The organism is Streptomyces sp. NPDC046712 (genome assembly GCF_040645695.1).
GTDB lineage: Bacteria > Actinomycetota > Actinomycetes > Streptomycetales > Streptomycetaceae > Streptomyces.
In genome coordinates, this window is the sequence record NZ_JBEYYW010000001.1 from 167,846 (window position 1) to 193,296 (window position 25,451).

A 25,451-nucleotide genomic window follows, 5' to 3' on the forward strand; every position below is an offset into this window, starting at 1 on the left:
ATTTACTCCTCGTCCTCGATCCAGCCCATGGTCCGCTCGACGGCCTTGAGCCAGCTCTTGTACTCGCTGTCACGCTTGTCGGCGTCCATGCGAGGGGTCCATTCCGCCGCGCGGCGCCAGTTGGCGCGCAGGGCGTCGGTGTCCGGCCAGAAGCCGACGGCCAGGCCGGCGGCGTAGGCGGCACCGAGGCAGGTGGTCTCGGCGACCATCGGGCGCACGACCGGCGCGTCGAGGAAGTCCGAGAGGGTCTGCATCAGCAGGTTGTTGGAGGTCATGCCGCCGTCGACCTTGAGCGCGGTCAGCTCGACGCCGGAGTCCTTCGTCATGGCGTCGGTGATCTCGCGGGTCTGCCAGGCGGTGGCCTCCAGGACGGCACGGGCGATGTGCGCCTTGGTGACGTACCGGGTGAGGCCGGCGATCACACCGCGGGCGTCGGAGCGCCAGTACGGGGCGAACAGTCCGGAGAAGGCAGGCACGAAGTAGGCGCCGCCGTTGTCCTCGACCGAGGACGCGAGGGTCTCGATCTCGGCGGCGGACTTGATCAGGCCCATCTGGTCGCGCATCCACTGCACCAGCGAACCGGTGACGGCGATCGAGCCCTCCAGGGAGTAGACCGGCTTCTGGTCGCCGATCTGGTAGCCGACCGTGGTCAGCAGGCCGCTGTAGGAGTTGATGATCTTGTCACCGGTGTTCATCAGCATGAAGGTGCCGGTGCCGTACGTGGACTTGGCCTCGCCCTCGGCGAAACACGTCTGGCCGAACAGCGCGGCCTGCTGGTCGCCCAGCGCGGAGGCGACCGGGACGCCGTCCAGGACGCCACCCTTGACGGTGCCGTACACCTCGGCGGAGGAGCGGATCTCCGGCAGTACCTGCGCCGGGATCTCCATGGACTGAAGGATCTTGTCGTCCCAGCTCATGGTGTGCAGGTTCATGAGCATGGTGCGCGAGGCGTTGGTGACGTCGGTGACGTGGTGACCGCCCTCGACACCGCCGGTGAGGTTCCAGATGACCCAGGAGTCCATCGTGCCGAAGAGGATGTCGCCGCGCTCGGCGCGCTCGCGCAGGCCCTCGACGTTGTCGAGCAGCCAGCGGACCTTCGGGCCGGAGAAGTACGAGGCGAGGGGCAGACCGGTCTCGCGGCGGAAGCGGTCCTGGCCGACGTTGCGGCCGAGCTCCTTGCAGAGGGCGTCGGTGCGGGTGTCCTGCCAGACGAGGGCGTTGTGGACGGGCTCACCGGTGTTCTTGTCCCAGAGCAGAGTTGTCTCGCGCTGGTTGGTGATGCCGATGGCCTTGACGTCGGCGGAGGTGATGCCCGCCTTCTCGATGGCGCCCGCCACGACTTCCTGGACGTTGGCCCAGATCTCGGCGGCGTCGTGCTCGACCCAGCCCGGCTTCGGGAAGATCTGCTCGTGCTCCTTCTGGTCGACCGAGACGATCCGGCCGTCCTTGTCGAAGACGATGCAGCGGGACGACGTGGTGCCCTGGTCGATGGCGGCGATGAACGGGCCGGCGGTGTGTGCGTCGGTCACGGTGTGCTCCAAGGAAGTCTGGGTGGAAGGACTGCTCAGGCGAACGCGATGTTGTAGATACCCGCGGCGATGGCGCCACCGATCAGCGGACCGGCGACCGGGATCCAGGCGTAGCTCCAGTCGGAGCCGCCCTTGTTCGGCAGCGGGAGCAGGGCGTGCACGATGCGGGGACCGAGGTCACGGGCCGGGTTGATGGCGTAACCGGTCGGGCCACCGAGCGAGAGGCCGATGGAGACCACGACGAACGCGGTGATCAGGGCGCCGAGGACACCGAGGCCCTTGCCGCTGTCGTTGAGACCCTGCGTGAGCACCGCGAGGACCAGCACGACCGTGCCGATGATCTCGGTGGCCAGGTTCTGCCAGACCACGCGGACCTCGGGGCCGGTGGAGAACACGCCGAGCACAGGGCCGGCGTCCGGTGCGGCCTTCTGGTCGACCATGCCCTCCTCGTGCGGCGGCGCGGAGATGATCTCCGGGTCCGTGAGGTGGGCCTGGAACTGTCCGTAGTACGCGACCCAGACCAGGAACGCGCCGAGCATGGCGCCCAGCATCTGGCCTGCGAAGTAGACCGGAACGTTGCTCCAGTCCCCGTCCTTGATCGCGATGGCCACCGTGACGGCGGGGTTCAGGTGGGCACCCGAGAGGGTACCCGTCATGTACACGGCAGTCATGACCGCGAAGCCCCATCCGAACGTGATGGCGAGCCATCCGGCGTTCTGGGCCTTCGAGCGCTTGAGCACCACGGCGGCGACGACGCCGCCGCCGAGCAGAATGAGTACGGCGGTACCAATGATCTCGCCGATGAAGATGTCGGAGCTGGACACCCGCGACTCCTTTGTCCTTCGTCCAGGGGAAGGCGAACCCCGGGTCCCTCCGGTGGTCCGCGCCCTCGAATGAGGGCGTTGCCGGCCCTTGGCACTGCCACACTCTAGCGTGTATTGCCGGTAGGTGTTCGGCAATGCCGACCGATGAACGGAAGTTTTGCCCTCCGGTTAACAGCACGTCAAGGGTTCGATCGCCGATTGCGTCCCGCATGACCCGATCGTTACCGACCGGTCGGACGGGCGCGGGCGCGGACACGCGACGGCCCGGCCGCCATCGGGCGGCCGGGCCGGGGTCGGAGGGGCGGGGGAGGCCCCGCGGGCGGGCTGGGGGTGTCTCTAGAAGCGCCCCGCGCCGAGGTCGCGGGAGACGGCGCGGGCGCAGTCCCGTACCGCCGCGATGAGCTCCGAGCGCAGCTCTCCGTCGTCGCAGACCCGCTCCACGGCCCCCGTGATCGCCACCGCGCCCACCGGCATCCGGCGCCGGTCATGGATCGGGGCGGCCACCGAGGCCACGCCCTCCCAGGTCTCCTCCACGTCCGCGGCCCAGCCCCGGGCCCGGGTCATGTCGAGCAGGGACTCGAACTCCGTGAGGTCCGTGACCGTCCGGGGTGTGAAGCTCTCGCGCGGAACCTCGAGGCCCTCGCTGTGCGCCACCGGGTCGTAGGCCGACAGCACCTTGCCCAGGGCCGTGGAGTGCAGCGGCTGCATCGCCCCCACCTCCAGGACCTGGCGGCTGTCGTCCGGCCGGAAGACGTGGTGCACGATCAGCACGCCCTGCTGGTGCAGAACACCCAGATGGACGCTCTCGCCGCTGGAACGCGCCAAATCATCCGTCCAGACCAACGCCCGCGCCCGCAGCTCGTGCACGTCCAGATAGCTGTTGCCCAGGCGCAGCAGCTCGGCGCCCAGCTGGTAGCGGCCCGAGGCCGCCTCCTGCTCCACGAAGCCCTCGGCCTGCAGGGTGCGCAGGATGCCGTGCGCCGTGCCCTTGGCCAGACCCAGTGACGAGGCGATGTCGGACAGTCCGAGCCGGCGCTCGCCGCCCGCGAGCAGTCGCAGCATCGCCGCCGCCCGTTCAAGCGACTGGATGTTCTTCGCCATCGCCCGGCCCTTCTCCCTGTCCCTGTTCGGCGGTCCCGCGGTCCCTCGATCCCGGCGGTCCCGTGGATCTTACGGACAGGATCCCGTGGATCATGCTGTTCGACAATGCTGAACACTATCGGTCGATGCCGACCACTCTTTACCCTGACAGTGTCGTTCACGAACGGGTGTGACCGGGAGTCCCCCGACACAGGATGCCGTCCGGCCCGTGGGACGCCGTGTCCACCCCGGCGCGTGCACGGTTACTCTGGCCAACGTGCACCCTCCGCCGAGAGTGCAAAGCCGACAGCCGTCGCATCCCAGGGAGCTCATCCATGGCCTCGTCGCCAACCCCTTCCGCCGACAGCCGGACCCGCGCCGCAACCCTCCGCGAGGCACTCGCGACCCGAGTGGTGGTGGCGGACGGAGCCATGGGCACCATGCTCCAGGCGCAGGACCCCAGCCTCGAGGACTTCCAGAACCTCGAAGGCTGCAACGAGATCCTGAACGTGACCCGGCCGGACATCGTCCGCTCCGTGCACCAGGAGTACTTCGCCGCGGGCGTGGACTGCGTCGAGACCAACACCTTCGGTGCGAACTTCGCCGCGCTCGGCGAGTACGACATCCCGGAGCGCGTGTACGAGCTCTCCGAGTCCGGTGCCCGGATCGCCCGCGAGGTCGCCGACGAGTTCACCGCCTCCACCGGACAGCAGCGCTGGGTCCTCGGCTCCATGGGCCCCGGCACCAAGCTGCCGACCCTCGGCCACGCCCCGTACACCCTCCTGCGCGACGCCTATCAGCAGAACGCCGAAGGCATGCTCGCCGGTGGCGCCGACGCGCTGCTCGTGGAGACCACCCAGGACCTGCTGCAGACCAAGGCCTCCGTCATCGGCGCCCGGCGTGCCCTGGACGCCCTCGGCGCCGACGTGCCGCTGATCGTCTCCGTCACCGTCGAGACCACCGGCACCATGCTGCTCGGCTCCGAGATCGGCGCCGCGCTGACCGCGCTCGAGCCCCTCGGCATCGACATGATCGGCCTGAACTGCGCCACCGGCCCCGCCGAGATGAGCGAGCACCTGCGCTACCTCGCCCGGCACTCCCGTATCCCGCTCTCCTGCATGCCCAACGCCGGCCTGCCCGTCCTCGGCAAGAACGGCGCGCACTACCCGCTGACCCCGGCCGAGCTGGCCGACGCCCAGGAGACCTTCGTCCGCGACTACGGCCTCTCCCTGATCGGCGGCTGCTGCGGTACGACCCCGGAGCACCTGCGTCAGGTCGTCGAGCGGGTCCGCGACCTCACCCCGACCGTCCGTGAACCGCACCCCGAGCCCGGCGCCGCCTCGCTCTACCAGACGGTCCCCTTCCGCCAGGACACCTCGTACATGGCGATCGGTGAGCGGACGAACGCCAACGGCTCGAAGAAGTTCCGCGAGGCCATGCTGGACGGCCGGTGGGACGACTGCGTCGAGATGGCCCGCGACCAGATCCGCGAGGGCGCGCACATGCTCGACCTCTGCGTGGACTACGTCGGCCGCGACGGCGTCGCCGACATGGAGGAGCTGGCAGGCCGCTTCGCCACCGCCTCCACGCTGCCGATCGTCCTCGACTCCACCGAGGTCGACGTCATCAAGGCCGGTCTGGAGAAGCTCGGCGGCCGCGCCGTCATCAACTCCGTCAACTACGAGGACGGCGACGGACCCGACTCCCGCTTCGCCAAGGTCACCCGGCTGGCGCGGGAGCACGGCGCCGCGCTCATCGCGCTCACGATCGACGAGGAGGGCCAGGCCCGCACCGTCGAGAACAAGGTCGCCATCGCCGAGCGGATCATCGACGACCTGACCGGCAACTGGGGCATCCACGAGTCGGACATCCTCATCGACACGCTCACCTTCACCATCTGCACCGGGCAGGAGGAGTCCCGCAAGGACGGCGTCGCCACGATCGAGGCCATCCGCGAACTCAAGCGGCGCCACCCGGACGTCCAGACCACGCTGGGCCTGTCCAACATCTCCTTCGGCCTCAACCCGGCCGCGCGGATCCTGCTGAACTCGGTCTTCCTCGACGAATGCGTCAAGGCCGGCCTGGACTCGGCCATCGTGCACGCCTCCAAGATCCTGCCGATCGCCCGCTTCGACGAGGAGCAGGTCACCACCGCCCTCGACCTGATCTACGACCGGCGCGCCGAGGGCTACGACCCCCTGCAGAAGCTGATGGCCCTCTTCGAGGGCGCCACCACGAAGTCGATGAAGGCCGGCAAGACCGAGGAACTCCTCGCCCTGCCGCTGGAAGAGCGCCTCAAGCGCCGCATCATCGACGGCGAGAAGAACGGCCTGGAGGCCGACCTCGACGAGGCCCTGCGGGAGCGCCCCGCCCTCGACATCGTCAACGAGACGCTGCTCGACGGCATGAAGGTGGTCGGCGAGCTGTTCGGCTCCGGGCAGATGCAGCTGCCGTTCGTGCTCCAGTCCGCCGAGGTCATGAAGACGGCGGTCGCCTACCTGGAGCCGCACATGGAGAAGTCGGACGCGGACGGCAAGGGCACGATCGTCCTGGCCACGGTGCGCGGTGACGTCCACGACATCGGCAAGAACCTCGTCGACATCATCCTGTCCAACAACGGCTACAACGTGGTGAATCTCGGCATCAAGCAGCCGGTCTCCGCGATCCTGGACGCCGCCGAGGAGCACCGCGCCGACGTCATCGGCATGTCCGGCCTGCTGGTCAAGTCCACGGTGATCATGAAGGAGAACCTGGAGGAGCTGAACCAGCGCGGCCTGGCCGCCGACTTCCCGGTCATCCTGGGCGGCGCCGCCCTCACCCGGGCGTACGTCGAGCAGGACCTGCACGAGATCTACCAGGGCGAAGTCCGTTACGCCCGCGACGCCTTCGAGGGCCTGCGCCTGATGGACGCCCTCATCGCCGTCAAGCGGGGCGTGCCCGGAGCGGCGCTCCCCGAGCTCAAGCAGCGCCGGGTCGCCCAGCGCGCCACGGCGCTCGAGGTCAACGAGCCCGAGGGGGGCGGCCGTTCGGACGTCGCCACCGACAACCCGGTGCCGACCCCGCCGTTCTGGGGCACCCGCGTCGTCAAGGGCATCCAGCTCAAGGAGTACGCGAGCTGGCTCGACGAAGGCGCCCTGTTCAAGGGCCAGTGGGGGCTCAAGCAGAACCGGGCCGGCGACGGACCGTCGTACGAGGAGCTGGTGGAGACCGAGGGCCGTCCGCGGCTACGCGGCTGGCTGGAGCGCCTCCACACGGAGAACCTCCTGGAGGCGGCCGTCGTCCACGGCTACTTCCCCTGTGTCTCCAAGGGCGACGACCTGATCATCCTCGACGAGCAGGGCAACGAGCGGACCCGCTTCACCTTCCCGCGCCAGCGCCGCGGCCGCCGTCTGTGCCTCGCGGACTTCTTCCGGCCCGAGGAGTCTGGCGAGACCGATGTCGTCGGCCTCCAGGTCGTCACCGTCGGCTCCCGGATCGGCGAGGCCACCGCCAAGCTCTTCGAGTCCGACTCGTACCGCGACTACCTGGAGCTGCACGGACTCTCCGTCCAGCTGGCCGAGGCCCTCGCCGAGTACTGGCACGCCCGGGTCCGCGCCGAGCTCGGCTTCGCGGGTGAGGACCCGGCCGACGTCGAGGACATGTTCGCGCTCAAGTACCGCGGCGCGCGCTTCTCGCTCGGCTACGGTGCCTGCCCCGATCTGGAGGACCGGGCGAAGATCGCCGAGCTGCTGCGGCCCGAGCGGATCGGCGTCCAGCTCTCGGAGGAGTTCCAGCTCCACCCCGAGCAGTCCACCGACGCGATCGTCATCCACCACCCCGAGGCGAAGTACTTCAACGCGCGCTGAGTGGTCGGCGCCACTCCGGCGCACGTCACGGCGTATATCCCTGCGTTCTCGGTGATCGAGACGTACAATTGTCGGTCCAGTGCAGGCCGGTCACCCTCCCCGTACCGGGGAGGGAGGCCGGCCTTCTCGTCCCTCCATGGAGGTGTGCCGGATGACCAGTACGGTCCCCGCGTCCCTGTTCCGTACCAATGGCAGCTCCGCCCTGCAGGCGGTCTTCCTCGACATGGACGGCACCCTCGTCGACACCGAGGGGTTCTGGTGGGACGCGGAGGTCGAGGTCTTCGCCGACCTGGGCCACCGGCTGGACGAGACCTGGCGTGACATCGTCGTCGGCGGACCGATGACCCGCAGCGCCGGCTATCTGATCGATGCCACCGGCGCCGACATCACCGTCGCCGAGCTCACCGTCCTGCTCAACGAGAAGTTCGAGCAGCGCATCGACCGGGGCGTACCGCTGATGCCCGGCGCCGAGCGGCTGCTGGCCGAGCTGGCCCACCACAACATCCCCACCGCCCTGGTCTCCGCCTCGCACCGGCGCATCATCGACCGGATCCTCGCCTCCCTGGGCCGTGACCGCTTCACCCTCACCGTCGCCGGTGACGAGGTGGTCCGCACCAAGCCCCACCCCGAGCCGTATCTGACCGCCGCGAGCGGGGTCGGCGCCGAGCCGGCGCTGTGTGCCGTCATCGAGGACACGGCGACGGGTGTGGCGGCGGCCGAGGCCGCCGGCTGCCGGGTGGTGGCCGTGCCCTCCGTCGCGCCGATCGCGCCTTCGGCCGGCCGGGTCGTCGTCCGCTCCCTGGAGGACGTGAACGTTCCCTTCCTGCGGACGCTCATCGCGGGTCCGTGATCGGTTGAGCTTTTCCTGAGCTTTCCTCGCGCTTTTCTCCCTCGAATGCCCGATGGAGACGCAGGGCGTTCAATCGAGCATTTTCCGTGACTGCTGTCACGAAATGAATCGGCCATCCGCCGAAAAGGTGCGTACGTGACCTTGGTCACCCAGCGTGCCGACCGGCGGGTGGCCGTCGTGCGTCCGGTGTCCGGAAAGAGGGGATTCCGCCTTCCCTGTCTGTCCCGATTCGCGCAGTCCCTGATGAATCATTCCCCCGCATGACTATCGAGCCCGCCGTATTCATGATCACCGTGCGCATCCGCGGCCGGCCACCCGCGGTCCTGGCAATACGGACTCGCCCACTAATCTTTCGCGAGTACTTCGCCGCACATCCGCGTGCACCGGCGACCCACCCAAGTCGCCGTGAACACAGGACCGATCGCACACCATCCCGGCCCGATCCCCGCCCCGACCGGGCGCAGCGACGGAGTGTCCGTACCCGCTGTATCCCAGTGCCGGATGAGGAGAACGTCCAGGATGAACCGCAAGACCTTGGCACTGCCGGCCGTCGCCGGCCTGCTCGCCCCGCTGCTCGTCGCCTGCGGCGGCTCGGACGAGAACAAAGCCATCGTCGTCGGCACCACGGACCAGTTCCTCGCCACCGCCGAGGCGCCCGCGCCCCTCGACCCGGCCTTCGCTTACGACACCGGCGCCTGGAACATCCTGCGGCAGACCGTCCAGACCCTGATGCACGTGCCACGCGGCGGCGGCGAGCCCGTCCCCGAGGCCGCGGAGAGCTGCGGCTTCAGCGACCGCGCCAGCGAGAGCTACCGCTGCACACTGCGCGAAGGACTCACCTTCGCCGACGGCACCCCCGTCACCGCCGAAGACGTGAAGTTCTCCGTCGAACGCGTGCTGACCATCAAGTCCGACAACGGTACGGCCGCCCTCCTCGCCAACATCGACACCGTCGAGACCAACGGCGAGCGCGAGATCGTCTTCCACCTGAAGACCCCCGACGCGACGTTCCCGTACAAGCTCTCCACCCCCGTCGCCGGCATCCTCAGCAAGAACAAGTACAGCGCCAAGCAGCTCCGCGAAGGCTTCGACGTCGACGGCTCCGGCCCCTACACCATGAAGACCGAGCGCAACGGCGAGCACATCGTCAAGGCCGTCTTCACCAAGAACCCGAAGTACAAGGGCGACATCACCCTGCGCAACGACAAGGTCGAACTGCGCTCCTTCGCCGACGCGGACACCATGGGCAAGGCCCTCGAGAACCGCGAGATCGACATGATGACCCGCTCCATGTCGCTCGACCAGGTCAAGGAACTCACCGAGAAGCCCAAGGCGGGCATCGATCTCACCGAGGTCCCCGGTCTGGAGATCCGCTACCTCGCCTTCAACACCGCCGACCCCTCCGTCAAGGACAAGGCCGTCCGGCAGGCCATGGCCGCCGTCGTCGACCGCGGCGCGCTCGTCAACGCGGTCTACGGCACCACCGCCCAGCCGCTCTACTCGCTGATCCCCTCCAGCGTCACGGGCCACTCCACGGCCTTCTTCGACAGCTACGGAGAGCCCAGCACCACCAAGGCGGCCGGCATCCTGAGCAAGGCCGGTATCAAGAAGCCGGTCGAGGTCACCCTCCACTACACCACCGACCACTACGGCTCCGGCACCAAGAAGGAGTTCGAGGCGCTGCGCGACCAGCTCAACGCCACCGGACTCTTCGACGTCACCGTGCAGGGCACCGAGTGGTCCACCTTCCGGCCCGCGCAGAAGCGCGGCGACTACCCCGTCTACGGGCTCGGCTGGTTCCCCGACTTCCCCGACCCGGACAACTACGTCGCCCCCTTCCTCGACGCCGACAACTTCCTCAACACCCCCTACGTCAACAAGTCCGTCCGCGACCAGTTGATCCCGCAGTCGCGCCGCTCGGCCGACCGCACCGCCGTGAGCCCCGTCTTCGGACAGATCCAGAAGATCGTCGCCAAGGACGTACCCGTCCTGCCGCTCTGGCAGGGCAAGCAGTACGTCGCCGCACGCGACGACCTGACCGGCGTCGAATGGGCGCTGAACACCTCCTCGGACCTGCTCCTCTGGGAGCTCGGCCGGGGCACCGCCTGACCCCGCAACCAGCTCGGTAACACCGGCCGCGCAGAGGCGCGCGCCGGTCTGGCAAGAGATCAAGAGGCACGTTCTGTGAAGCACAACAAGTGGCTGACGGCCCCCCTCGCCGCGGGGCTGTCCGCCGCCCTGCTCAGCGGCTGTGGCACGGAGCAGGGCGACGGCGCCGCGAGCTCCGGTGACAACGTCCGCGTCGGCATGTCCGACGAGGTTCTGGCCACCGACCCCGCCGCCGGCTACGACCCCGGCTCCTGGCTGCTGTTCAACAACGTCTTCCAGTCCCTGCTCAGCTTCCCCAAGGGCACCACCGAGCCCGAACCGGAAGCCGCCGAGAAGTGCAACTTCGAAGGGGGCAGCAAGGTCTACCGCTGCACCCTCCGCGAGGGCCTGAAGTTCTCCAACGGCAACCCGCTGACCTCGAAGGACGTCAAGTTCTCCTTCGACCGCGCGCTGAAGATCGACGACCCGGCCGGCCCGGCGCCGCTGCTGTCCACGATCGCCTCCATCGAGACCCCCGACGACCTGACCGTCGTCTTCCGGCTGAAGACCCCCGACGCCACCTTCCCCAGCAAGATCGCCTCCGGTGCCGGCTCGATCGTCGACCACCGCGAGTACTCCGAGGACGCGCTGCGCACCGACGGGAAGGCGGTCGGCTCCGGCCCGTACAAGCTGGAGTCCATCAGCGACACCGAGGCCGTCTTCTCCGTCAACTCCGAGTACCGGGGCAGCGCCAAGCCGAAGAACAGCGGCGTCACCCTCAAGCTCTACGGCGGCGACCGTGCCGCCCTCTCCAAGGCCATCGCCGACAACGACATCGACGTCGCCTACCGTGGTCTGTCCGCCGACGACATCGCCGCACTCGAAGCGTCCGCCACCACGGCCGACGAGGGCGTCGAGGTCATCCAGGGCACCAGCGCCGAGGTCCAGCACCTCGTCTTCAACGTCAAGGACCCCGTCGTCGGCAAGCGTGGCGTCCGCCAGGCCATCGCCCACCTCGTCGACCGCGAGGCGCTCGTCCAGAACGTCTACAAGTCGACCGCCACCCCGCTCTACTCGATCGTCCCGGCGGGCATCGCGGGCCACAACACCGCCTTCTTCGACACCTACGGCAGCCCCGACGCGGCCAAGGCCAAGAAGGCGCTGCGCAAGGCGGGCATCACCGACAAGGTGAAGCTCACCCTCTGGTCCACGCCGAGCCGCTACGGCCCCGCGACCGACCAGGAGCTCAAGGCGATAGCCGAACAGCTCAACAAGAGCGGCCTGTTCGAGGCCGATGTGCAGTCCGTCGAGTTCGAGCAGTACGAGAAGGACATCGCCGCCGGCAAGTACGGGGTGTACGTCAAGGGCTGGGTCCCCGACTACCCCGACGCCGACAACTTCACCGCCCCCTTCTTCGGCGCGGGCAACGTCCTCGGCAACAACTACGACAACGCCACCATAACCGGCAGCCTGCTCCCGAAGACCTCGGCCGCCGCCGACCGCGCCGCCACCAACCAGGACTTCGGCAGGCTTCAGGACCTGGTCGCCGAGGAACTGCCCGTCCTCCCGCTCTGGCAGGGCAAGCAGTACGCCGTCGCCCGCGACGGCGTCACCGGCCTCGAGTGGACCCTGGACGCCTCGACCGTCTTCCGTTTCTGGGAGATCAAGAAGGGCTGACGGCCCATCGGCCGTCCACACCGGTCGTCCGTACGGAAGGGGCCCGGCGCGCGTGTCGCGTGCCGGGCCCCTTCCCGTAGGTCCTTCGCCGTCGGCTACTGCCCGCCCGGGCGCACCAGACCGCTCTCGTACGCGTACACCGCCGCCTGCACCCGGTCACGCAGCCCCAGCTTGGTCAGCACATGACCCACGTGCGTCTTCACCGTCGTCTCGCTGACGAACAGATCCGCCGCGATCTCCGCGTTGGACAGACCACGCGCCACCAGCTTCAGCACCTCGACCTCACGCTCGGTCAGCGTGTTCAGAGTGTCCGGCACCTGCTCGTCGCCCGACGGCAGATGCGCCGAGTACTTGTCGAGCAGACGCCGCGTGATCGACGGGGCCAGCATCGCCTCACCCGCCGCGACCACCCGGATCGCCTGCACCAGCTCGTTGGCCGGCGCGTCCTTCAGCAGGAAGCCGCTGGCCCCCGCCCGCAGCGCCTCCACCACGTACTCGTCCAGGTCGAACGTCGTCAGCACCAGCACCTTCGCCGGCCCGTCCCGCCCCGGCCCCGTGATCTGCCGGGTCGCCTCCACCCCGTCCATCCGCGGCATCCGGATGTCCATCAGCACCACATCGGGCTGCAACGCCCGGACCTGGTCCAGGGCCTGGAGACCGTCCCCGGCCTCACCGACGACCGCGATGTCCTGCTCCGCCTCCAGAATCATCCGGAAACCGGTACGCAGCAGCGGCTGGTCGTCGACCAACAGGACGCGGATAGCCACAGGAACTCCTTCACGGCGTGGGCTGGACCGGCCCCATTCTGCCCTGCCCCGATTCGCCCGACTCCGGCGGGCGCGCGGAAACGATCTCCCGCCGGATCTCCAGCGGATACACCGGGGGAGTCCCCCCGAACTCCGGGCACACCGACTGGTGGTCGCACCAGCCGCACAGCTTCGTCGGACGCGGGCGCCACTCACCCGTCTCCGTCGCCAGCCGGATCGCCTCCCACAGCGCGAGCAGCTTCCGCTCCACCCGCAGCAGATCCGCCTCCACCGGGTCGTACGTCAGCACGTCGCCGCTGCCCAGGTACACCAGCTGCAGCCGACGCGGCACCACCCGCTTCAGCCGCCAGATCACCAGCGCGTAGAACTTCATCTGGAACAGCGCGCCCTCGCTGTACTCCGGCCGCGGCGCCTTGCCCGTCTTGTAGTCGACGATCCGCACCTCGCCCGTGGGCGCCACATCGATCCGGTCGATCACCCCGCGCAGCCGCAGCCCCGACTCCAGCTCCGTCTCCACGAACAGCTCACGCTCCGCCGGCTCCAGCCGCGTCGGATCCTCCAGCGTGAACCACCGCTCCACCAGCTGCTCCGCCTCGCCCAGCCAGCGGGCCAGACGCTCACCCTCCGCGTCCTCGGCGAACAGCTCGCCCAGCTCCGGCTTCGACTCGAGCAGCCGGTCCCACTGCCCCGGAATCATCGCCTTCGCCCGCGGCGCCGTCCGGTCCACCGCCGGATCGTCGAAGAGCCGCTCGAGCACGGCGTGCACCAGCGTGCCCCGCGTCGCCGCCTCGCTCGGCTTCTCCGGCAGCCTGTCGATCACCCGAAACCGGTACAGCAGGGGACACTGCATGAAGTCGCTCGCCCGTGAGGGCGACAACGACATGGGTGTCCTGGCCCCCACGGGCGGCTGCTCGCTCGTACTCATGACCCAGACCCTACGACCCGCCACCGACAGCGAGCGGAATACCATCGACGACAGACCACGTCACGCTGCATGATCGAAGAGTGACGCACGACGGCGGTCGCGCGGAAGGCTTACGAGAGGAACCCGTGAACCAGGACGACGAGCGCGGCGAGAACAAGCGGCCGCGGTCCGGCGAAGCGGAACCGCCGGCCACCGCCGACTCCCGCTCCCGGCGGAACGAGGAACCCGGCGGAGGGATCCTCATGGGCCGCCCCTTCGGCGTGCCCGTCTATGTCGCCCCCAGCTGGTTCCTGGTCGCGGCCCTCATCACCTGGGTCTTCGGCGAGCAGATCGAACGCGTCCTGCCCGAGCTCGGCGCCGCCCGCTACCTCGTCTCCCTCTTCTTCGCCATCGCCTTCTACGCCTCGGTCCTCGTGCACGAACTGGCCCACACCATCGCCGCACTCCGCTTCAAGCTCCCGGTGCGCCGCATCCAGCTCCAGTTCTTCGGCGGTGTCTCCGAGATCGAGAAGGAGACGGAGACCCCCGGCCGCGAATTCGTCCTCGCCTTCGTCGGCCCGCTGCTCTCCCTCGTCCTCGCCGGCGTCTTCTACCTCACCCTGTACGCCGTCGAGCCCGGCACCGTCCCCGGCGTCCTCCTCGCCGGCCTCATGATCTCCAACCTGATCGTCGCGGTCTTCAACCTGCTGCCCGGCCTCCCGCTCGACGGCGGCCGCATGCTCCGCGCCGTCGTCTGGAAGATCACCGGCAAGCCCATGGCGGGCACCGTCGCCGCCGCCTGGGTCGGCCGAGCCCTCGCCGTCGCCGTCCTCATCGGCCTCCCCCTCCTCACCCGCACCGGCCTGCTGGGCAACTCCACCGAAGACATCAGCGGCATGGACACCGTCACCGACGCCCTGCTCGCCGCGATCCTCGCCGCCATCATCTGGACCGGCGCCGGCAACAGCCTGCGCATGGCCCGGCTTCGCGAGCACCTCCCCGAACTCGGCGCCCGCACCCTCACCCGGCGCGCCATCCCCGTCGAGCCCGCGACCCCGCTCTCCGAGGCCCTGCGCCGCGCCAACGAGGCCGGAGCCCGCGCCCTGGTCGTCGTCGACGGACAGGGCAACCCCACCGGCCTCGTCCGGGAGAGCGCCATCGCCGGCGTCCCCCAGCACCGCCGCCCCTGGGTCGCCGTCAGCACCCTCGCCCAGGACCTCACGGACGGCATGAGGGTCCCCGCCGACCTCACCGGCCAGCCCCTCCTCGACCACCTCCGCGCCAGCCCCGCCACCGAATACCTCGTCGTCGAGGACACCGGCGAGATCTACGGAGTCCTCTCCACCAACGATGTGGAACGCGCCTTCGTCAAGGCCATGGCACGACCCTCCGCCTAACCCCGGTACTCTGGTCACATGTCCGAACCGACCGGTGCCGCCCGCCGTCGCGGGCCCTTCAAGGTCGGGGACCAGGTCCAGCTCACCGACCCCAAGGGACGCCACTACACGTTCACGCTCGAGGCCGGGAAGAATTTCCACACCCACAAGGGTTCCTTCCCCCACGACGAGCTGATCGGTGCTCCCGAGGGCAGTGTTGTCCGTACCACGGGAAACGTCGCCTACCTCGCGCTGCGCCCCCTGCTCCCCGACTACGTCCTGTCCATGCCCCGCGGCGCCGCCGTGGTCTACCCCAAGGACGCGGGGCAGATCCTGGCCTTCGCCGACATCTTCCCCGGCGCCCGCGTCGTGGAAGCCGGGGTGGGCTCGGGCTCGCTCAGCAGCTTCCTCCTGCGCGCCATCGGCGACAGCGGAATGCTGCACTCCTACGAGCGCCGCGAGGACTTCGCCGAGATCGCCAAGGGCAACGTCGAGCGCTACTTCGGCGGCCCGCACCCCGCGTGGCAGCTGACCGTCGGTGACCTCCAGGACAACCTGTCCGACACCGACGTCGACCGCGTCATCCTGGACATGCTCGCCCCCTGGGAGTGCCTGGAGGCCGTCTCCAAGGCGCTCGTCCCCGGCGGCATCCTCTGCTGCTACGTGGCGACCACGACCCAGCTCGCGCGCACCGTGGAGTCCATCCGCGAGTTCGGCTGCTACGCCGAACCGCAGCCGTGGGAATCCATGATCCGCAACTGGCACGTGGAGGGCCTGGCCGTCCGCCCGGACCACCGGATGATCGGCCACACCGGCTTCCTCGTCACCGCCCGCCGCCTCGCGGACGGCGTCGAGCCCCCGATGCGCCGCCGTCGCCCCGCCAAGGGCGCGTACGGCGAGGACTACGAAGGCCCCAACAAGGGCTGACACCCCGACAACGAAGGCGTGCCGCCGTCGAGTTCCGCCCCCAGGGCAGGGAACTCGACGGCGGCACCTTCACGTTCGGCATCTTTGCGGACAGCCCGCACCCCGACTGTTCCACCCACCTGTGACGTGTGGCACGATGCCCGCAACTCCTTCCGCACCGCCCTCACAGGAGACATCCCGCGTGCAGCCCCCCGCCGTCCCGGACCTCGCGCACACCCACGCCCGGCCGGTGCACTGGCTGGCCACCGCGACCGCCATGGCCGCCGTCGTTGCCGCCGCCGGCCTCCTGCAACCCGGCCCCGCCACCGCGACCACCACGACCGCCGGCAGCGGCTCGACCGCCCCACGGCCGGCACCCGACGCCGCGTCGGCCGACTACCCCCTGGAGTGCGGGGGAGCCCCCGTCAAGATCGCGCAGCGGGCCACCGGGGACCTCGACGGCGACGCGAACCCCGAGACCGTCGCAGTCGTACACTGCGAAGCCGGATCGGGAACGCCTCCCCACGCCGTCTACGTGCTGACCCACGCCAAGACAGGCCCGGACGCACGCGTGGTCGCGACCCTCGTCGAGCCCTCCGAGCAGAAGAACGTCGCCGACCTCGCCGTACGCGACGGGGCGGTCACCGCCACGCTGCTCGGCTACTCGTCCCCGGACGTACCCAGTTGCTGCCCCGACGAGCAGGAGCGCGTCGGCTGGCGCTGGAGGGGCGGAGCCTTCGTCCGTGCCGCGCAGTCGGACGCGCGTGGTATGTGACGCGTCACTCCGCGTCAGGGCCGTAGACCTCGACGCTGTCCGAAACCCGGCGCACATGGATGCAGTCGCCCGGGCACTCCTTCGCGGAGTCCACCACGTCCTGCAGGAGCGGCAGCGGCACGGGCGTCGTCGCCCCGGCCTCCTGCAGCAGCTCGTCGTCCGAGCTCTTCACGTACGCGAGCCCGTCGATGTCCAGCTCGAAGACCTCGGGGGCGTACTGCACGCAGATCCCGTCACCGGTGCAGAGGTCCTGGTCGATCCAGACCTCCAGCGCCTCGTCGGCGCCGGTCGTCGGGGCCTCGTGCTGCACGGTCATGTCTCCTGCCGTTCCTGGGTGTCGAAAGAGATCGTTCTTCTAAGTCCGGCCAAGCCTGACGGGTGTTGACCACTCACGACGATACAACCGCCCGCTTTCCGATGTTGATGGGTGGGTATTCCACTGGCGTGAGGGGAAGCGCAAGGGTGAAGATCGGACACGCCCCGACAGTCTTTGTGATCTAGGGGTTTCAATCACCACCCACGCAGGTAGGGTCAGGAAGCGTCCAGCTCCCCTTGGAGGAGGTGAGGACCGTGGCAGCCCACGACGACGACATCAACCGCGGCATCCGGCCGGGGCGGGGGTCTGAAGACCCTGCCGGCCAGGTTGCCTATCTCGAGCAGGAAATCGCCGTCCTGCGCCGCAAGCTCGCCGACTCTCCGCGTCATACGAGGATTCTCGAAGAGCGGATCGTCGAGCTGCAGACAAACCTGGCCGGCGTGTCCGCACAGAACGAGCGGCTCGCCAACACGCTCCGCGAGGCCCGCGACCAGATCGTGGCCCTCAAGGAGGAGGTCGACCGGCTCGCACAGCCACCGGCAGGCTTCGGTGTCTTCCTTCAGGCCAACGAGGACGGCACCTGCGACATCTTCACCGGAGGCCGGAAGCTCCGTGTGAACGTCAGTCCCAGCGTCGAGCTCGACGAGCTCCGGCGCGGCCAGGAAGTCATGCTCAACGAGGCGCTCAACGTGGTCGAGGCCATGGAATTCGAGCGCGCCGGGGACATCGTCACCCTCAAGGAGATCCTCGAGGACGGCGAGCGCGCCCTGGTGATCGGGCACACCGACGAGGAACGGGTGGTCAGGCTCGCCGAGCCGCTGCTGGACATCACCATCCGCCCCGGCGACGCCCTGCTGCTCGAACCCAGGTCCGGCTACGTCTACGAAGTGGTCCCCAAGAGCGAGGTCGAGGAGCTCGTCCTCGAAGAGGTCCCGGACGTCGACTACGACAAGATCGGCGGCCTCGGCGGCCAGATCGAGATGATCCGGGACGCGGTCGAGCTTCCGTACCTCTACCCGGACCTCTTCAAGGAGCACGAACTGCGGCCTCCGAAGGGCATCCTGCTCTACGGTCCGCCCGGCTGCGGCAAGACGCTGATCGCGAAGGCCGTCGCCAACTCCCTTGCCAAGAAGGTCGCGGAGGTCACCGGCCAGCCGGCCGGAAAGTCCTACTTCCTCAACATCAAGGGCCCGGAACTCCTCAACAAGTACGTCGGTGAGACCGAGCGGCACATCCGCCTCGTCTTCCAGCGTGCGCGAGAGAAGGCGAGCGAGGGCACCCCCGTCATCGTCTTCTTCGACGAGATGGAGTCCCTCTTCCGCACCCGAGGATCCGGAGTCAGCTCGGACGTCGAGAACACGATCGTCCCGCAGCTGCTCGCCGAGATCGACGGCGTGGAGGGCCTGGAGAACGTCATCGTCATCGGCGCCTCGAACCGCGAGGACATGATCGACCCCGCGATCCTGCGGCCCGGCCGGCTCGACGTCAAGATCAAGATCGAGCGCCCGGACGCGGAGGCCGCGAAGGACATCTTCGCGAAGTACCTCACGCCTTCGCTGCCGCTGCACTCCGACGACCTCTCCGAGCACCACGGGTCGAAGGAGGCCGCCGCCCACGGAATGATCCAGTCCGTGGTCGAGCAGATGTACGCGGAATCCGAGGAGAACCGCTTCCTCGAGGTCACGTACGCCAATGGCGACAAGGAAGTCCTCTACTTCAAGGACTTCAACTCCGGAGCGATGATCCAGAACATCGTGGACCGGGCCAAGAAGATGGCCATCAAGGCCTTCCTCGACCACAACCAGAAGGGCATCCGCGTCTCCCACCTCCTCCAGGCCTGCGTGGACGAGTTCAAGGAGAACGAGGACCTGCCCAACACCACCAACCCCGACGACTGGGCCCGGATCTCCGGAAAGAAGGGCGAGCGGATCGTCTTCATCCGCACCCTTGTCACCGGAAAGCAGGGCGCGGACACCGGACGCTCCATCGACACGGTGGCGAACACCGGTCAGTACCTGTAGATCGCACACCGGCTGCGGATGTCCGGAACCACGGACATCCGCAGCCGTCGTATTCCACCCGAGTTCCACCCCAGCTTCCATCTCAGCAAAACCTGAATCGATCTCCCCACCGGCGCGGAGTCGCTCTAGGCTCGTCGGTACTTGTTGCGCCGCACCCGGAGGGGAGCGCCGCCGGGCAAGGAGGGCCGCATGACCGTACGGCGAGTAATGGGCATCGAAACGGAGTACGGGATCTCCGTTCCGGGCCACCCGAACGCCAATGCCATGCTCACCTCGTCCCAGATCGTCAACGCCTACGCGGCGGCGATGCACCGGGCGCGCCGCGCCCGCTGGGATTTCGAGGAGGAGAATCCGCTGCGGGACGCCCGCGGCTTCGACCTCGCCCGCGAGGCCGCCGACTCCAGCCAGCTCACCGACGAGGACATCGGCCTGGCCAATGTGATCCTCACCAACGGAGCCCGGCTCTACGTCGACCACGCCCACCCGGAATACAGCGCCCCCGAGGTGACCAACCCCCGCGACGCCGTCCTCTGGGACAAGGCCGGCGAGCGGATCATGGCGGAGGCGGCCGAACGAGCCGCCCAGCTCCCCGGCGCCCAGCCCATCCACCTCTACAAGAACAACACCGACAACAAGGGCGCCTCCTACGGCACGCACGAGAACTACCTGATGAAGCGGGAGACCCCGTTCTCGGACATCGTGCGCCACCTGACGCCCTTCTTCGTCTCCCGCCAGGTCGTCACGGGCGCCGGCCGTGTCGGCATCGGCCAGGACGGCCGTGAGCACGGCTTCCAGATCAGTCAGCGCGCCGACTACTTCGAGGTCGAGGTCGGTCTGGAGACCACGCTCAAGCGCCCCATCATCAACACCCGCGACGAGCCGCACGCGGACGCCGAGAAGTACCGGCGCCTCCACGTGATCATCGGCGACGCGAACCTCTCGGAGATCTCCACCTACCTCAAGCTGGGCACCACGGCCCTGGTCCTGTCGATGATCGAGGACTCCTTCATCAACGTGGACCTCGCCGTCGACCAGCCCGTACGCACGCTCCACCAGGTCTCCCACGACCCCACGCTCCAGCACCTGATCACGCTGCGCAGCGGCCGGACACTCACCGCGGTCCAGCTCCAGATGGAGTACTTCGAGCTGGCCAGGAAGTACGTGGAGGAGCGCTTCGGCGTCGACGCCGACGACCAGACCAAGGACGTCCTGATCCGCTGGGAGGACACCCTCAACCGGCTCGAGAACGATCCGATGAGCCTCGCCGGGGAGCTGGACTGGATCGCCAAGCGGGAGGTCATGGAGGGCTACCGGCGCCGCGACAACCTGGAGTGGGACGCGGCCCGGCTGCACCTCGTGGACCTGCAGTACGCCGACGTACGCCCCGAGAAGGGCCTGTACAACCGTCTGGTGGCCCGCGGGCGCATGAAGCGACTCCTGGACGAGACCGAGGTCGAAAGGGCCGAGACGAAGCCTCCGGAGGACACCAGGGCGTATTTCCGCGGCCGCTGCCTGGAGCAGTACGCGGACGACGTGGCGGCCGCCTCCTGGGACTCGGTGATCTTCGATCTCCCGGGCCGCGACTCCCTGCAGCGCGTACCGACCCTGGAGCCCCTGCGGGGTACCAGGAGCCATGTGAAGGAGCTGCTTGACCGGTGCAGGACGGCGGAGGAACTGGTCCGCATCCTGTCGGGCGGCTGAAATGCCCGGGCACTGGGAATCATGGGACTAGTGCCCGGACGTTGTACCAAACTGCGGGGCCGATGTCAGACCTGGCTTGTAGGGTCTGATCTTGAGAGACCCAACCGAGCGGGCCGATTCGAGCGGGGTGAGGGATATGGCGACCAAGGACACCGGCGGCGGACAGCAGAAGGCGACGCGTTCCACGGAGGAGGTCGAGGAGACGACCGCGGAGGCGAGCTCCGACCTCAAGGAACGCCAGGAGAAGCTGAGCGACGACGTCGACTCCGTGCTGGACGAGATCGACGACGTGCTCGAGGAGAACGCCGAGGACTTCGTGCGGTCCTTCGTGCAAAAGGGTGGCCAGTAAGGTCGTCCAGCCTTCGGATCGAAGGCCGGGGCGGGGGTACCCCAAGCGGTTGCCGGACGGTGCGGGCGAAGCTGCTCGCGCCGTCCGGTCGCAAACGATGTTCGAACAACGGTGCGACCGACTGCCCTCGCGATCCATGTGGATCACCGTCACAAGACGGGTAGGGTCCGTGGCGTACTGTGCTTCAACTGCAATTCGGCCATCGGCAAGTTGGGAGACGTTCCCGACACTCTGCGTCGGGCCATCTCAATATTTGGAGGGACACGCGTGGAAGCCAACACTCGTAGCACCGGGCGTCTACCAGCTGCCTTCCTGACGCCGGGATCGTCCTCGTTCATGGACTTCCTGTCCGACCACTCGCCGGAGATGCTGCCGGGCAACCGGAAGCTCCCCGAGGGGGTCGTCGAGGCGCCGCACGGCACCACCATCGTCGCCGTGACCTTCCCCGGTGGCGTGGTCCTGGCCGGCGACCGGCGGGCGACCATGGGCAACATGATCGCGCAGCGCGACATCGAGAAGGTGTTCCCGGCCGACGAGTTCTCGGCCGTGGGCATCGCCGGCACCGCCGGTCTCGCCGTGGAGATGGTCAAGCTGTTCCAGCTGGAGCTGGAGCACTTCGAGAAGGTGGAGGGGGCCACGCTCTCCCTGGAGGGCAAGGCGAACCGCCTGTCCACCATGATCCGCGGCAACCTCGGCATGGCCATGCAGGGCCTCGCCGTCGTGCCGCTCTTCGCGGGCTGGGACGAGGGCAAGGAGAAGGGCCGGATCTTCTCCTACGACGTGACCGGCGGCCGCTCGGAGGAGCACGGCTTCGCCGCCACCGGCTCCGGTTCGATCTTCGCCCGGGGTTCCATGAAGAAGCTGTACCGCCCCGACCTGACGGAGGAGCAGGCCACGACGCTGGTCGTGCAGGCGCTGTACGACGCCGCCGACGACGACTCGGCGACCGGCGGCCCCGACCTGTACCGCCGCATCTACCCCATCGTCACCGTCATCACCGACGAGGGCTTCCGCAGGCTCACCGAGGAGGAGTCCTCGGCGCTCGCCCGCTCGGTCACCGATCGGCGCCTGGAGCAGCCCGACGGTCCGCGCGCGGCCCTGCTCTGATCACTCGTCGTCCGAAGAATCCCAGAAGAAAGGGACGGGTAGCCGGTGTCGACTCCGTTCTACGTCTCACCCCAGCAGGCCATGGCCGACCGGGCGGAGTACGCCCGCAAGGGCATCGCCCGCGGCCGCAGTCTGGTCGTCCTTCAGTACACCGACGGCATCGTGTTCGTCGGCGAGAACCCGTCCCGCGCGCTGCACAAGTTCAGCGAGATCTACGACCGGATCGGCTTCGCCGCGGCCGGCAAGTACAACGAGTACGAGAACCTGCGGATCGGCGGTGTCCGGTACGCGGACCTGCGTGGTTATACCTACGACCGGGACGACGTCACGGCCCGGGGCCTGGCGAACGTGTACGCCCAGACGCTGGGCACGATCTTCTCGAGTGCCGGGGAGAAGCCGTACGAGGTGGAGCTGGTCGTCGCCGAGGTCGGTGCGGAGCCCGAGGGCGACCAGATCTACCGCCTGCCGCACGACGGCTCGATCGTGGACGAACACGGTTCGGTCGCCGTGGGCGGCAACGCGGAGCAGATCGGCAGCTTCCTCGACCAGCGGCACCGTGACGGGATGTCGCTCGCCGAGGCGCTGAAGCTGGCCGTGCAGGCGCTCTCGCGGGACACCAACGGCAGTGAGCGGGAGATCCCCGCGGAGCGGCTCGAGGTGGCGGTCCTGGACCGTACGCGCCCGCAGCAGCGCAAGTTCAAGCGGATCGTCGGGCGTCAGCTGGTGCGTCTGCTCGAGGCGGACAACGCGGCGATCGCCAAGACGGACGAGCCGTCGGACGAGATTCCGGAGGACACGGAGGAGTAGTTCCTTCCTCCGCACGCACGATGGCCCCGGCCCGCTTCTGCGGGCCGGGGCTTCGTCGTGCTCAGGCGGCCGGTGCCGGGCCGGAGGAGTCGCGGGGCATCAGGGTCACCGGGAGATCGCCCGGTTCGGGACTCTCGCCCGCCAGGACGGCCAGGAGGGCGGCCATGCCGCGCTCGCCGATGCGTTCGGCGGGGAGGCGGACGGTGGTGAGTTCCGGTTCGACGGCGGTGGCGAGAGCCAGGTCGTCGAAGCCGGTGACGGAGACGTCCTCGGGGACGCGCAGCCCGAGGCGGCGCACGGCCTTGCACGCGCCGGCGGCGAGGATGTCGTCGTCGCAGACGAGGGCGGTGGGCCGCGGGCCGGGGCCGGTGAGGGCGCGTTCGGCGGCGGCGCGGGCCCCGTCCACGTCCAGGGGCGCGCGCACGGTACGTACCGAGGCGTCGCGCAGCGCCTCGGCGAGCGCGGCCGCCCGTACGTCGAAGGTCCAGGACGGCACGGCCGAGGCGAGATGGACGAAGCGGCGGTGCCCGAGGGCCAGGAGGTGCCCGGTGACCTGGCGCATCCCGTCCGCGATGTCGAGGTTGACGTGGGCGGCGCCGGTGTCGGAGGGGTCGCTGTCGAGCATGACCAGTGGGAGATCGGTGCCGCGGAAGGCCTTGAGGGCGTCGGCGGCCATGGAGGAGGCGATCACCCCGTCGAGCGCCGCGCGCGCGGAGGCGAAGGGGTCCTTCGCGGGGCCGACGCCGTCGGGGGACGGGTAGAGGACGACACCGAAGCCGTGCCGGGCGGCGACGGTGGCGGCGCCCGTGTAGACGCGGGCGAAGAACTCGTTGGTTAGTGCGGGGACTACGAGGAGCGCGGTCCTGGTGTGCCCGAGGCGGAGGTTGCGGGCGGCGAGATTCGGCCGGTATCCGAGACCGCGAGCGGCCTCGCGTACGGCCTCCGCGGTGCGCTCGGAGACACGACCGCGCCATTTGTCGCCGAGCACGAGGGAGACCGTGGCCTGGGACACTCCGGCGGCCCTGGCGACGTCCCGGCTGGTGGGACGTGCGGCGCTGAGGGATTCCGGGGTCTGCACTCGATGCCTCCGCGAGGGATGGTTGCTGCCCGCGGGGTGGACCCGCGGGATGCCGCCATGGTACGTATGACCCTGGAAGTTATACGTAAAACCTCTGGTGGGGGCACCGGGGGAGAGGAGACGGACATGGCCACCGAGGCCAAGGAGAGCAGCGGTTATCTCGACATCCTCAGGGCGCCGCACGCCCTGCGACTGCTCACCGGCACCCTCGTCGGCCGACTCCCGAACGGCACCGGACCCATAGCCATCGTGCTCTTCACCCGATCGGAGGGCGGCAGCTACAGCCTCGCCGGCGGACTCACCGCCGCGTACGGCATCGCCACCGCCGTGGGCCAGCCCCTGCTCGGCCGGGCCGTCGACCTCAAGGGTCAGCCGCGCGTCCAGCTGCCCGCCGCGATCGTCTCCGCCCTCGGCATGATCGTCCTGGCCGTGGCCGGAATCAGCCCCCTCGTCCTCGCCTATGCGGCCGTCGTCGTCGCCGGGCTCTTCACCCCGCCCCTCGAAGGCGGACTGCGCGCCCTGTGGCCGAGCGTCCTCCGCCGCGAGGACCGGGTCCACCGGGCCTACGCCCTGGACGCGGTCGCCCAGGAAGTCATGTTCACCGTCGGACCGCTGCTGGTGACCCTCCTGGTCGCCCTCCGGTCGCCGGCCGCCGCGCTCCTCGTCATCAACGTCCTCGGCGTCCTCGGCGCACTCTCCGTCGTCCTGTCCGAGCCCTCGCGCGCGTGGCGCTCGGAGCCCCGCGAGGCCCACTGGCTCGGCGCCCTGCGCTCGCCCGGCCTGCTCGCCCTGCTCGGCTCGTTCTTCTTCGTCGGTCTCGCGCTGGGCTCCATCACCGTCGCGGGCCTCGCCTACGCCGACGAGCAGGGCAACGAATCGGCCTACGGCTGGCTGATGGCCGCTCTCGGTCTCGGCGCGCTGATCGGCGGCGTGCTCTACGGCGCCCGGCGCTGGGCGGGCGCTCCCGAGCGGCGGCTGACGGTCATCGTCGGACTGCTCGCCCTCGGCTATCTGCCGCTCATGCTCACGCCGGGTGTCGTCCCGATGACGGCCCTCGCCGCGCTCTCCGGCGTCTTCCTCGCCCCCGCCCTCGCCTGCGGCTTCATCGTCGTCGACCGGCACGCGCCCAGCGGAACCGTCACCGAGGCCTTCTCCTGGCTCGTCACCACGTTCGGTGTGGGGGCTGCCCTCGGCTCGGCCGTCGCGGGACCGGCCGTCGAACTCGCCGGAACCACCGCGGGCTTCGCCGTCGCCGGAGCGGGCGGCTTCGTGGCCCTGCTCGTCCTCCTGGCCACCGGGCGGGTCCTCACGGCCCCCGGCCGCAGCGTGCGACACGCCGTCAGTGGCACCACCGGGAGCAGCGGACACGCCGAAAAGAACGCGCACTCATCGGAAAATGATCGAAACGGGGCTGTCGAACCCGGTTTCAGCTCAGGCCATCAGGCGTAATG

The 25,451-nt window shown here is 69.1% G+C and carries 20 protein-coding genes and 1 pseudogene; 14 read left to right on the forward strand and 7 right to left on the reverse strand.

The window, feature by feature from the left end; all coding sequences use genetic code 11:
- Positions 1 to 2 precede the first annotated feature (2 nt).
- The 3 genes from glpK to ABZ939_RS00800 all read right to left on the reverse strand — a co-directional run bounded on the left by glpK (position 3) and on the right by ABZ939_RS00800 (position 3,454).
- Positions 3 to 1,529, reverse strand: coding sequence for a glycerol kinase GlpK (gene glpK / locus ABZ939_RS00790; protein WP_361847154.1), 1,527 nt, complete (start codon positions 1,527 to 1,529; stop codon positions 3 to 5).
- Between the two features lie 35 nt (positions 1,530 to 1,564).
- Positions 1,565 to 2,353 carry an MIP/aquaporin family protein gene (locus ABZ939_RS00795; protein WP_361847157.1) on the reverse strand — a complete coding sequence of 263 codons (789 nt, stop codon included), beginning with the start codon at positions 2,351 to 2,353 and terminating at the stop codon, positions 1,565 to 1,567.
- Between the two features lie 336 nt (positions 2,354 to 2,689).
- Positions 2,690 to 3,454: an IclR family transcriptional regulator gene (locus ABZ939_RS00800; RefSeq protein WP_361847160.1), complete on the reverse strand. Its 765-nt coding sequence runs from the start codon at positions 3,452 to 3,454 to the stop codon at positions 2,690 to 2,692.
- A gap of 314 nt (positions 3,455 to 3,768) precedes the next feature.
- Here ABZ939_RS00800 and metH point away from each other — a divergent pair, with 314 nt between their 5' ends.
- The 4 genes from metH to ABZ939_RS00820 all read left to right on the forward strand — a co-directional run bounded on the left by metH (position 3,769) and on the right by ABZ939_RS00820 (position 11,893).
- Positions 3,769 to 7,278 carry a methionine synthase gene (gene metH / locus ABZ939_RS00805; protein WP_361847163.1) on the forward strand — a complete coding sequence of 1,170 codons (3,510 nt, stop codon included), beginning with the start codon at positions 3,769 to 3,771 and terminating at the stop codon, positions 7,276 to 7,278.
- Positions 7,279 to 7,429: 151 nt separating this feature from the next.
- Positions 7,430 to 8,128 (forward strand): HAD family phosphatase, encoded by a 699-nt coding sequence (locus ABZ939_RS00810; RefSeq protein WP_361847166.1) that lies wholly within the window; start codon positions 7,430 to 7,432, stop codon positions 8,126 to 8,128.
- Between the two features lie 519 nt (positions 8,129 to 8,647).
- Positions 8,648 to 10,237: an ABC transporter substrate-binding protein gene (locus ABZ939_RS00815; protein WP_361847169.1), complete on the forward strand. Its 1,590-nt coding sequence runs from the start codon at positions 8,648 to 8,650 to the stop codon at positions 10,235 to 10,237.
- Positions 10,238 to 10,312: 75 nt separating this feature from the next.
- Positions 10,313 to 11,893: an ABC transporter substrate-binding protein gene (locus tag ABZ939_RS00820; protein WP_361847172.1), complete on the forward strand. Its 1,581-nt coding sequence runs from the start codon at positions 10,313 to 10,315 to the stop codon at positions 11,891 to 11,893.
- A 95-nt stretch (positions 11,894 to 11,988) separates the two neighbouring features.
- On the opposite strand, the gene ABZ939_RS00825 is transcribed toward ABZ939_RS00820, so the two are convergent.
- Together ABZ939_RS00825 and ABZ939_RS00830 are read right to left on the reverse strand one after the other, a co-directional pair.
- Positions 11,989 to 12,660, reverse strand: coding sequence for a response regulator transcription factor (locus ABZ939_RS00825; RefSeq protein WP_361847175.1), 672 nt, complete (start codon positions 12,658 to 12,660; stop codon positions 11,989 to 11,991).
- A 10-nt stretch (positions 12,661 to 12,670) separates the two neighbouring features.
- Positions 12,671 to 13,585, reverse strand: a complete 915-nt coding sequence (locus tag ABZ939_RS00830) for a RecB family exonuclease (RefSeq protein ID WP_361847178.1) — start codon at positions 13,583 to 13,585, stop codon at positions 12,671 to 12,673.
- A gap of 125 nt (positions 13,586 to 13,710) precedes the next feature.
- On the opposite strand from ABZ939_RS00830, the gene ABZ939_RS00835 reads away from it, so the two are divergent.
- The 3 genes from ABZ939_RS00835 to ABZ939_RS00845 all read left to right on the forward strand — a co-directional run bounded on the left by ABZ939_RS00835 (position 13,711) and on the right by ABZ939_RS00845 (position 16,621).
- The gene (locus ABZ939_RS00835; RefSeq protein ID WP_361847181.1) at positions 13,711 to 14,961 is read left to right on the forward strand and encodes a site-2 protease family protein; all 1,251 of its coding nucleotides are present in this window, start codon (positions 13,711 to 13,713) and stop codon (positions 14,959 to 14,961) included.
- Between the two features lie 18 nt (positions 14,962 to 14,979).
- Entirely contained in the window at positions 14,980 to 15,867 is an 888-nt protein-coding gene (locus ABZ939_RS00840) for a tRNA (adenine-N1)-methyltransferase (protein WP_019884997.1), read from the forward strand.
- Between the two features lie 181 nt (positions 15,868 to 16,048).
- A complete protein-coding gene (locus ABZ939_RS00845) occupies positions 16,049 to 16,621 on the forward strand; it encodes a hypothetical protein (protein ID WP_361847184.1) in 573 nt (190 codons plus the stop codon).
- A gap of 4 nt (positions 16,622 to 16,625) precedes the next feature.
- Here the strand turns inward: ABZ939_RS00845 and ABZ939_RS00850 are convergent, their stop codons facing one another.
- Positions 16,626 to 16,937, reverse strand: a complete 312-nt coding sequence (locus tag ABZ939_RS00850) for a ferredoxin (protein ID WP_361847187.1) — start codon at positions 16,935 to 16,937, stop codon at positions 16,626 to 16,628.
- A 254-nt stretch (positions 16,938 to 17,191) separates the two neighbouring features.
- Between ABZ939_RS00850 and arc the strand changes: the two genes are divergently transcribed.
- The 6 genes and pseudogenes from arc (at position 17,192) to prcA (ending at position 22,922) form a co-directional block, all read left to right on the forward strand.
- Entirely contained in the window at positions 17,192 to 18,958 is a 1,767-nt protein-coding gene (arc, locus tag ABZ939_RS00855) for a proteasome ATPase (protein WP_361847190.1), read from the forward strand.
- Between the two features lie 189 nt (positions 18,959 to 19,147).
- Complete coding sequence (gene dop / locus ABZ939_RS00860; RefSeq protein WP_361847193.1) at positions 19,148 to 20,659, forward strand: depupylase/deamidase Dop; 1,512 nt, start codon at positions 19,148 to 19,150, stop codon at positions 20,657 to 20,659.
- Between the two features lie 136 nt (positions 20,660 to 20,795).
- Positions 20,796 to 21,008: a ubiquitin-like protein Pup gene (locus ABZ939_RS00865; RefSeq protein ID WP_175439096.1), complete on the forward strand. Its 213-nt coding sequence runs from the start codon at positions 20,796 to 20,798 to the stop codon at positions 21,006 to 21,008.
- A 129-nt stretch (positions 21,009 to 21,137) separates the two neighbouring features.
- Positions 21,138 to 21,324: pseudogene (locus ABZ939_RS00870) on the forward strand (endonuclease domain-containing protein); the annotation flags it as partial.
- Complete coding sequence (gene prcB, locus ABZ939_RS00875) at positions 21,276 to 22,115, forward strand: proteasome subunit beta (protein ID WP_361847196.1); 840 nt, start codon at positions 21,276 to 21,278, stop codon at positions 22,113 to 22,115. The pseudogene ABZ939_RS00870 and the gene prcB, both read left to right, overlap by 49 nt.
- A gap of 45 nt (positions 22,116 to 22,160) precedes the next feature.
- Positions 22,161 to 22,922: a proteasome subunit alpha gene (prcA, locus tag ABZ939_RS00880; RefSeq protein ID WP_361847199.1), complete on the forward strand. Its 762-nt coding sequence runs from the start codon at positions 22,161 to 22,163 to the stop codon at positions 22,920 to 22,922.
- Between the two features lie 61 nt (positions 22,923 to 22,983).
- Here prcA and ABZ939_RS00885 read toward each other — a convergent pair whose 3' ends face one another.
- Positions 22,984 to 24,000 (reverse strand): LacI family DNA-binding transcriptional regulator, encoded by a 1,017-nt coding sequence (locus tag ABZ939_RS00885; protein WP_361847202.1) that lies wholly within the window; start codon positions 23,998 to 24,000, stop codon positions 22,984 to 22,986.
- Between the two features lie 126 nt (positions 24,001 to 24,126).
- Between ABZ939_RS00885 and ABZ939_RS00890 the strand changes: the two genes are divergently transcribed.
- Positions 24,127 to 25,449, forward strand: a complete 1,323-nt coding sequence (locus ABZ939_RS00890) for an MFS transporter (RefSeq protein ID WP_361847205.1) — start codon at positions 24,127 to 24,129, stop codon at positions 25,447 to 25,449.
- Positions 25,450 to 25,451: the final 2 nt, after the last annotated feature.

Excerpts from the sequence above, each read along its gene's own strand:
- dop (WP_361847193.1), top strand. The coding sequence starts at position 19,148 with ATGACCGTACGGCGAGTAATGGGCATCGAAACGGAGTACGGGATCTCC.
- ABZ939_RS00865 (WP_175439096.1), top strand. The coding sequence starts at position 20,796 with ATGGCGACCAAGGACACCGGCGGCGGACAGCAGAAGGCGACGCGTTCC.
- ABZ939_RS00840 (WP_019884997.1), top strand. The coding sequence starts at position 14,980 with ATGTCCGAACCGACCGGTGCCGCCCGCCGTCGCGGGCCCTTCAAGGTC.
- ABZ939_RS00830 (WP_361847178.1), bottom strand. The coding sequence starts at position 13,585 with ATGAGTACGAGCGAGCAGCCGCCCGTGGGGGCCAGGACACCCATGTCG.
- metH (WP_361847163.1), top strand. The coding sequence starts at position 3,769 with ATGGCCTCGTCGCCAACCCCTTCCGCCGACAGCCGGACCCGCGCCGCA.
- ABZ939_RS00810 (WP_361847166.1), top strand. The coding sequence starts at position 7,430 with ATGACCAGTACGGTCCCCGCGTCCCTGTTCCGTACCAATGGCAGCTCC.
- ABZ939_RS00890 (WP_361847205.1), top strand. The coding sequence starts at position 24,127 with ATGGCCACCGAGGCCAAGGAGAGCAGCGGTTATCTCGACATCCTCAGG.
- ABZ939_RS00800 (WP_361847160.1), bottom strand. The coding sequence starts at position 3,454 with ATGGCGAAGAACATCCAGTCGCTTGAACGGGCGGCGGCGATGCTGCGA.
- ABZ939_RS00815 (WP_361847169.1), top strand. The coding sequence starts at position 8,648 with ATGAACCGCAAGACCTTGGCACTGCCGGCCGTCGCCGGCCTGCTCGCC.
- ABZ939_RS00850 (WP_361847187.1), bottom strand. The coding sequence starts at position 16,937 with ATGACCGTGCAGCACGAGGCCCCGACGACCGGCGCCGACGAGGCGCTG.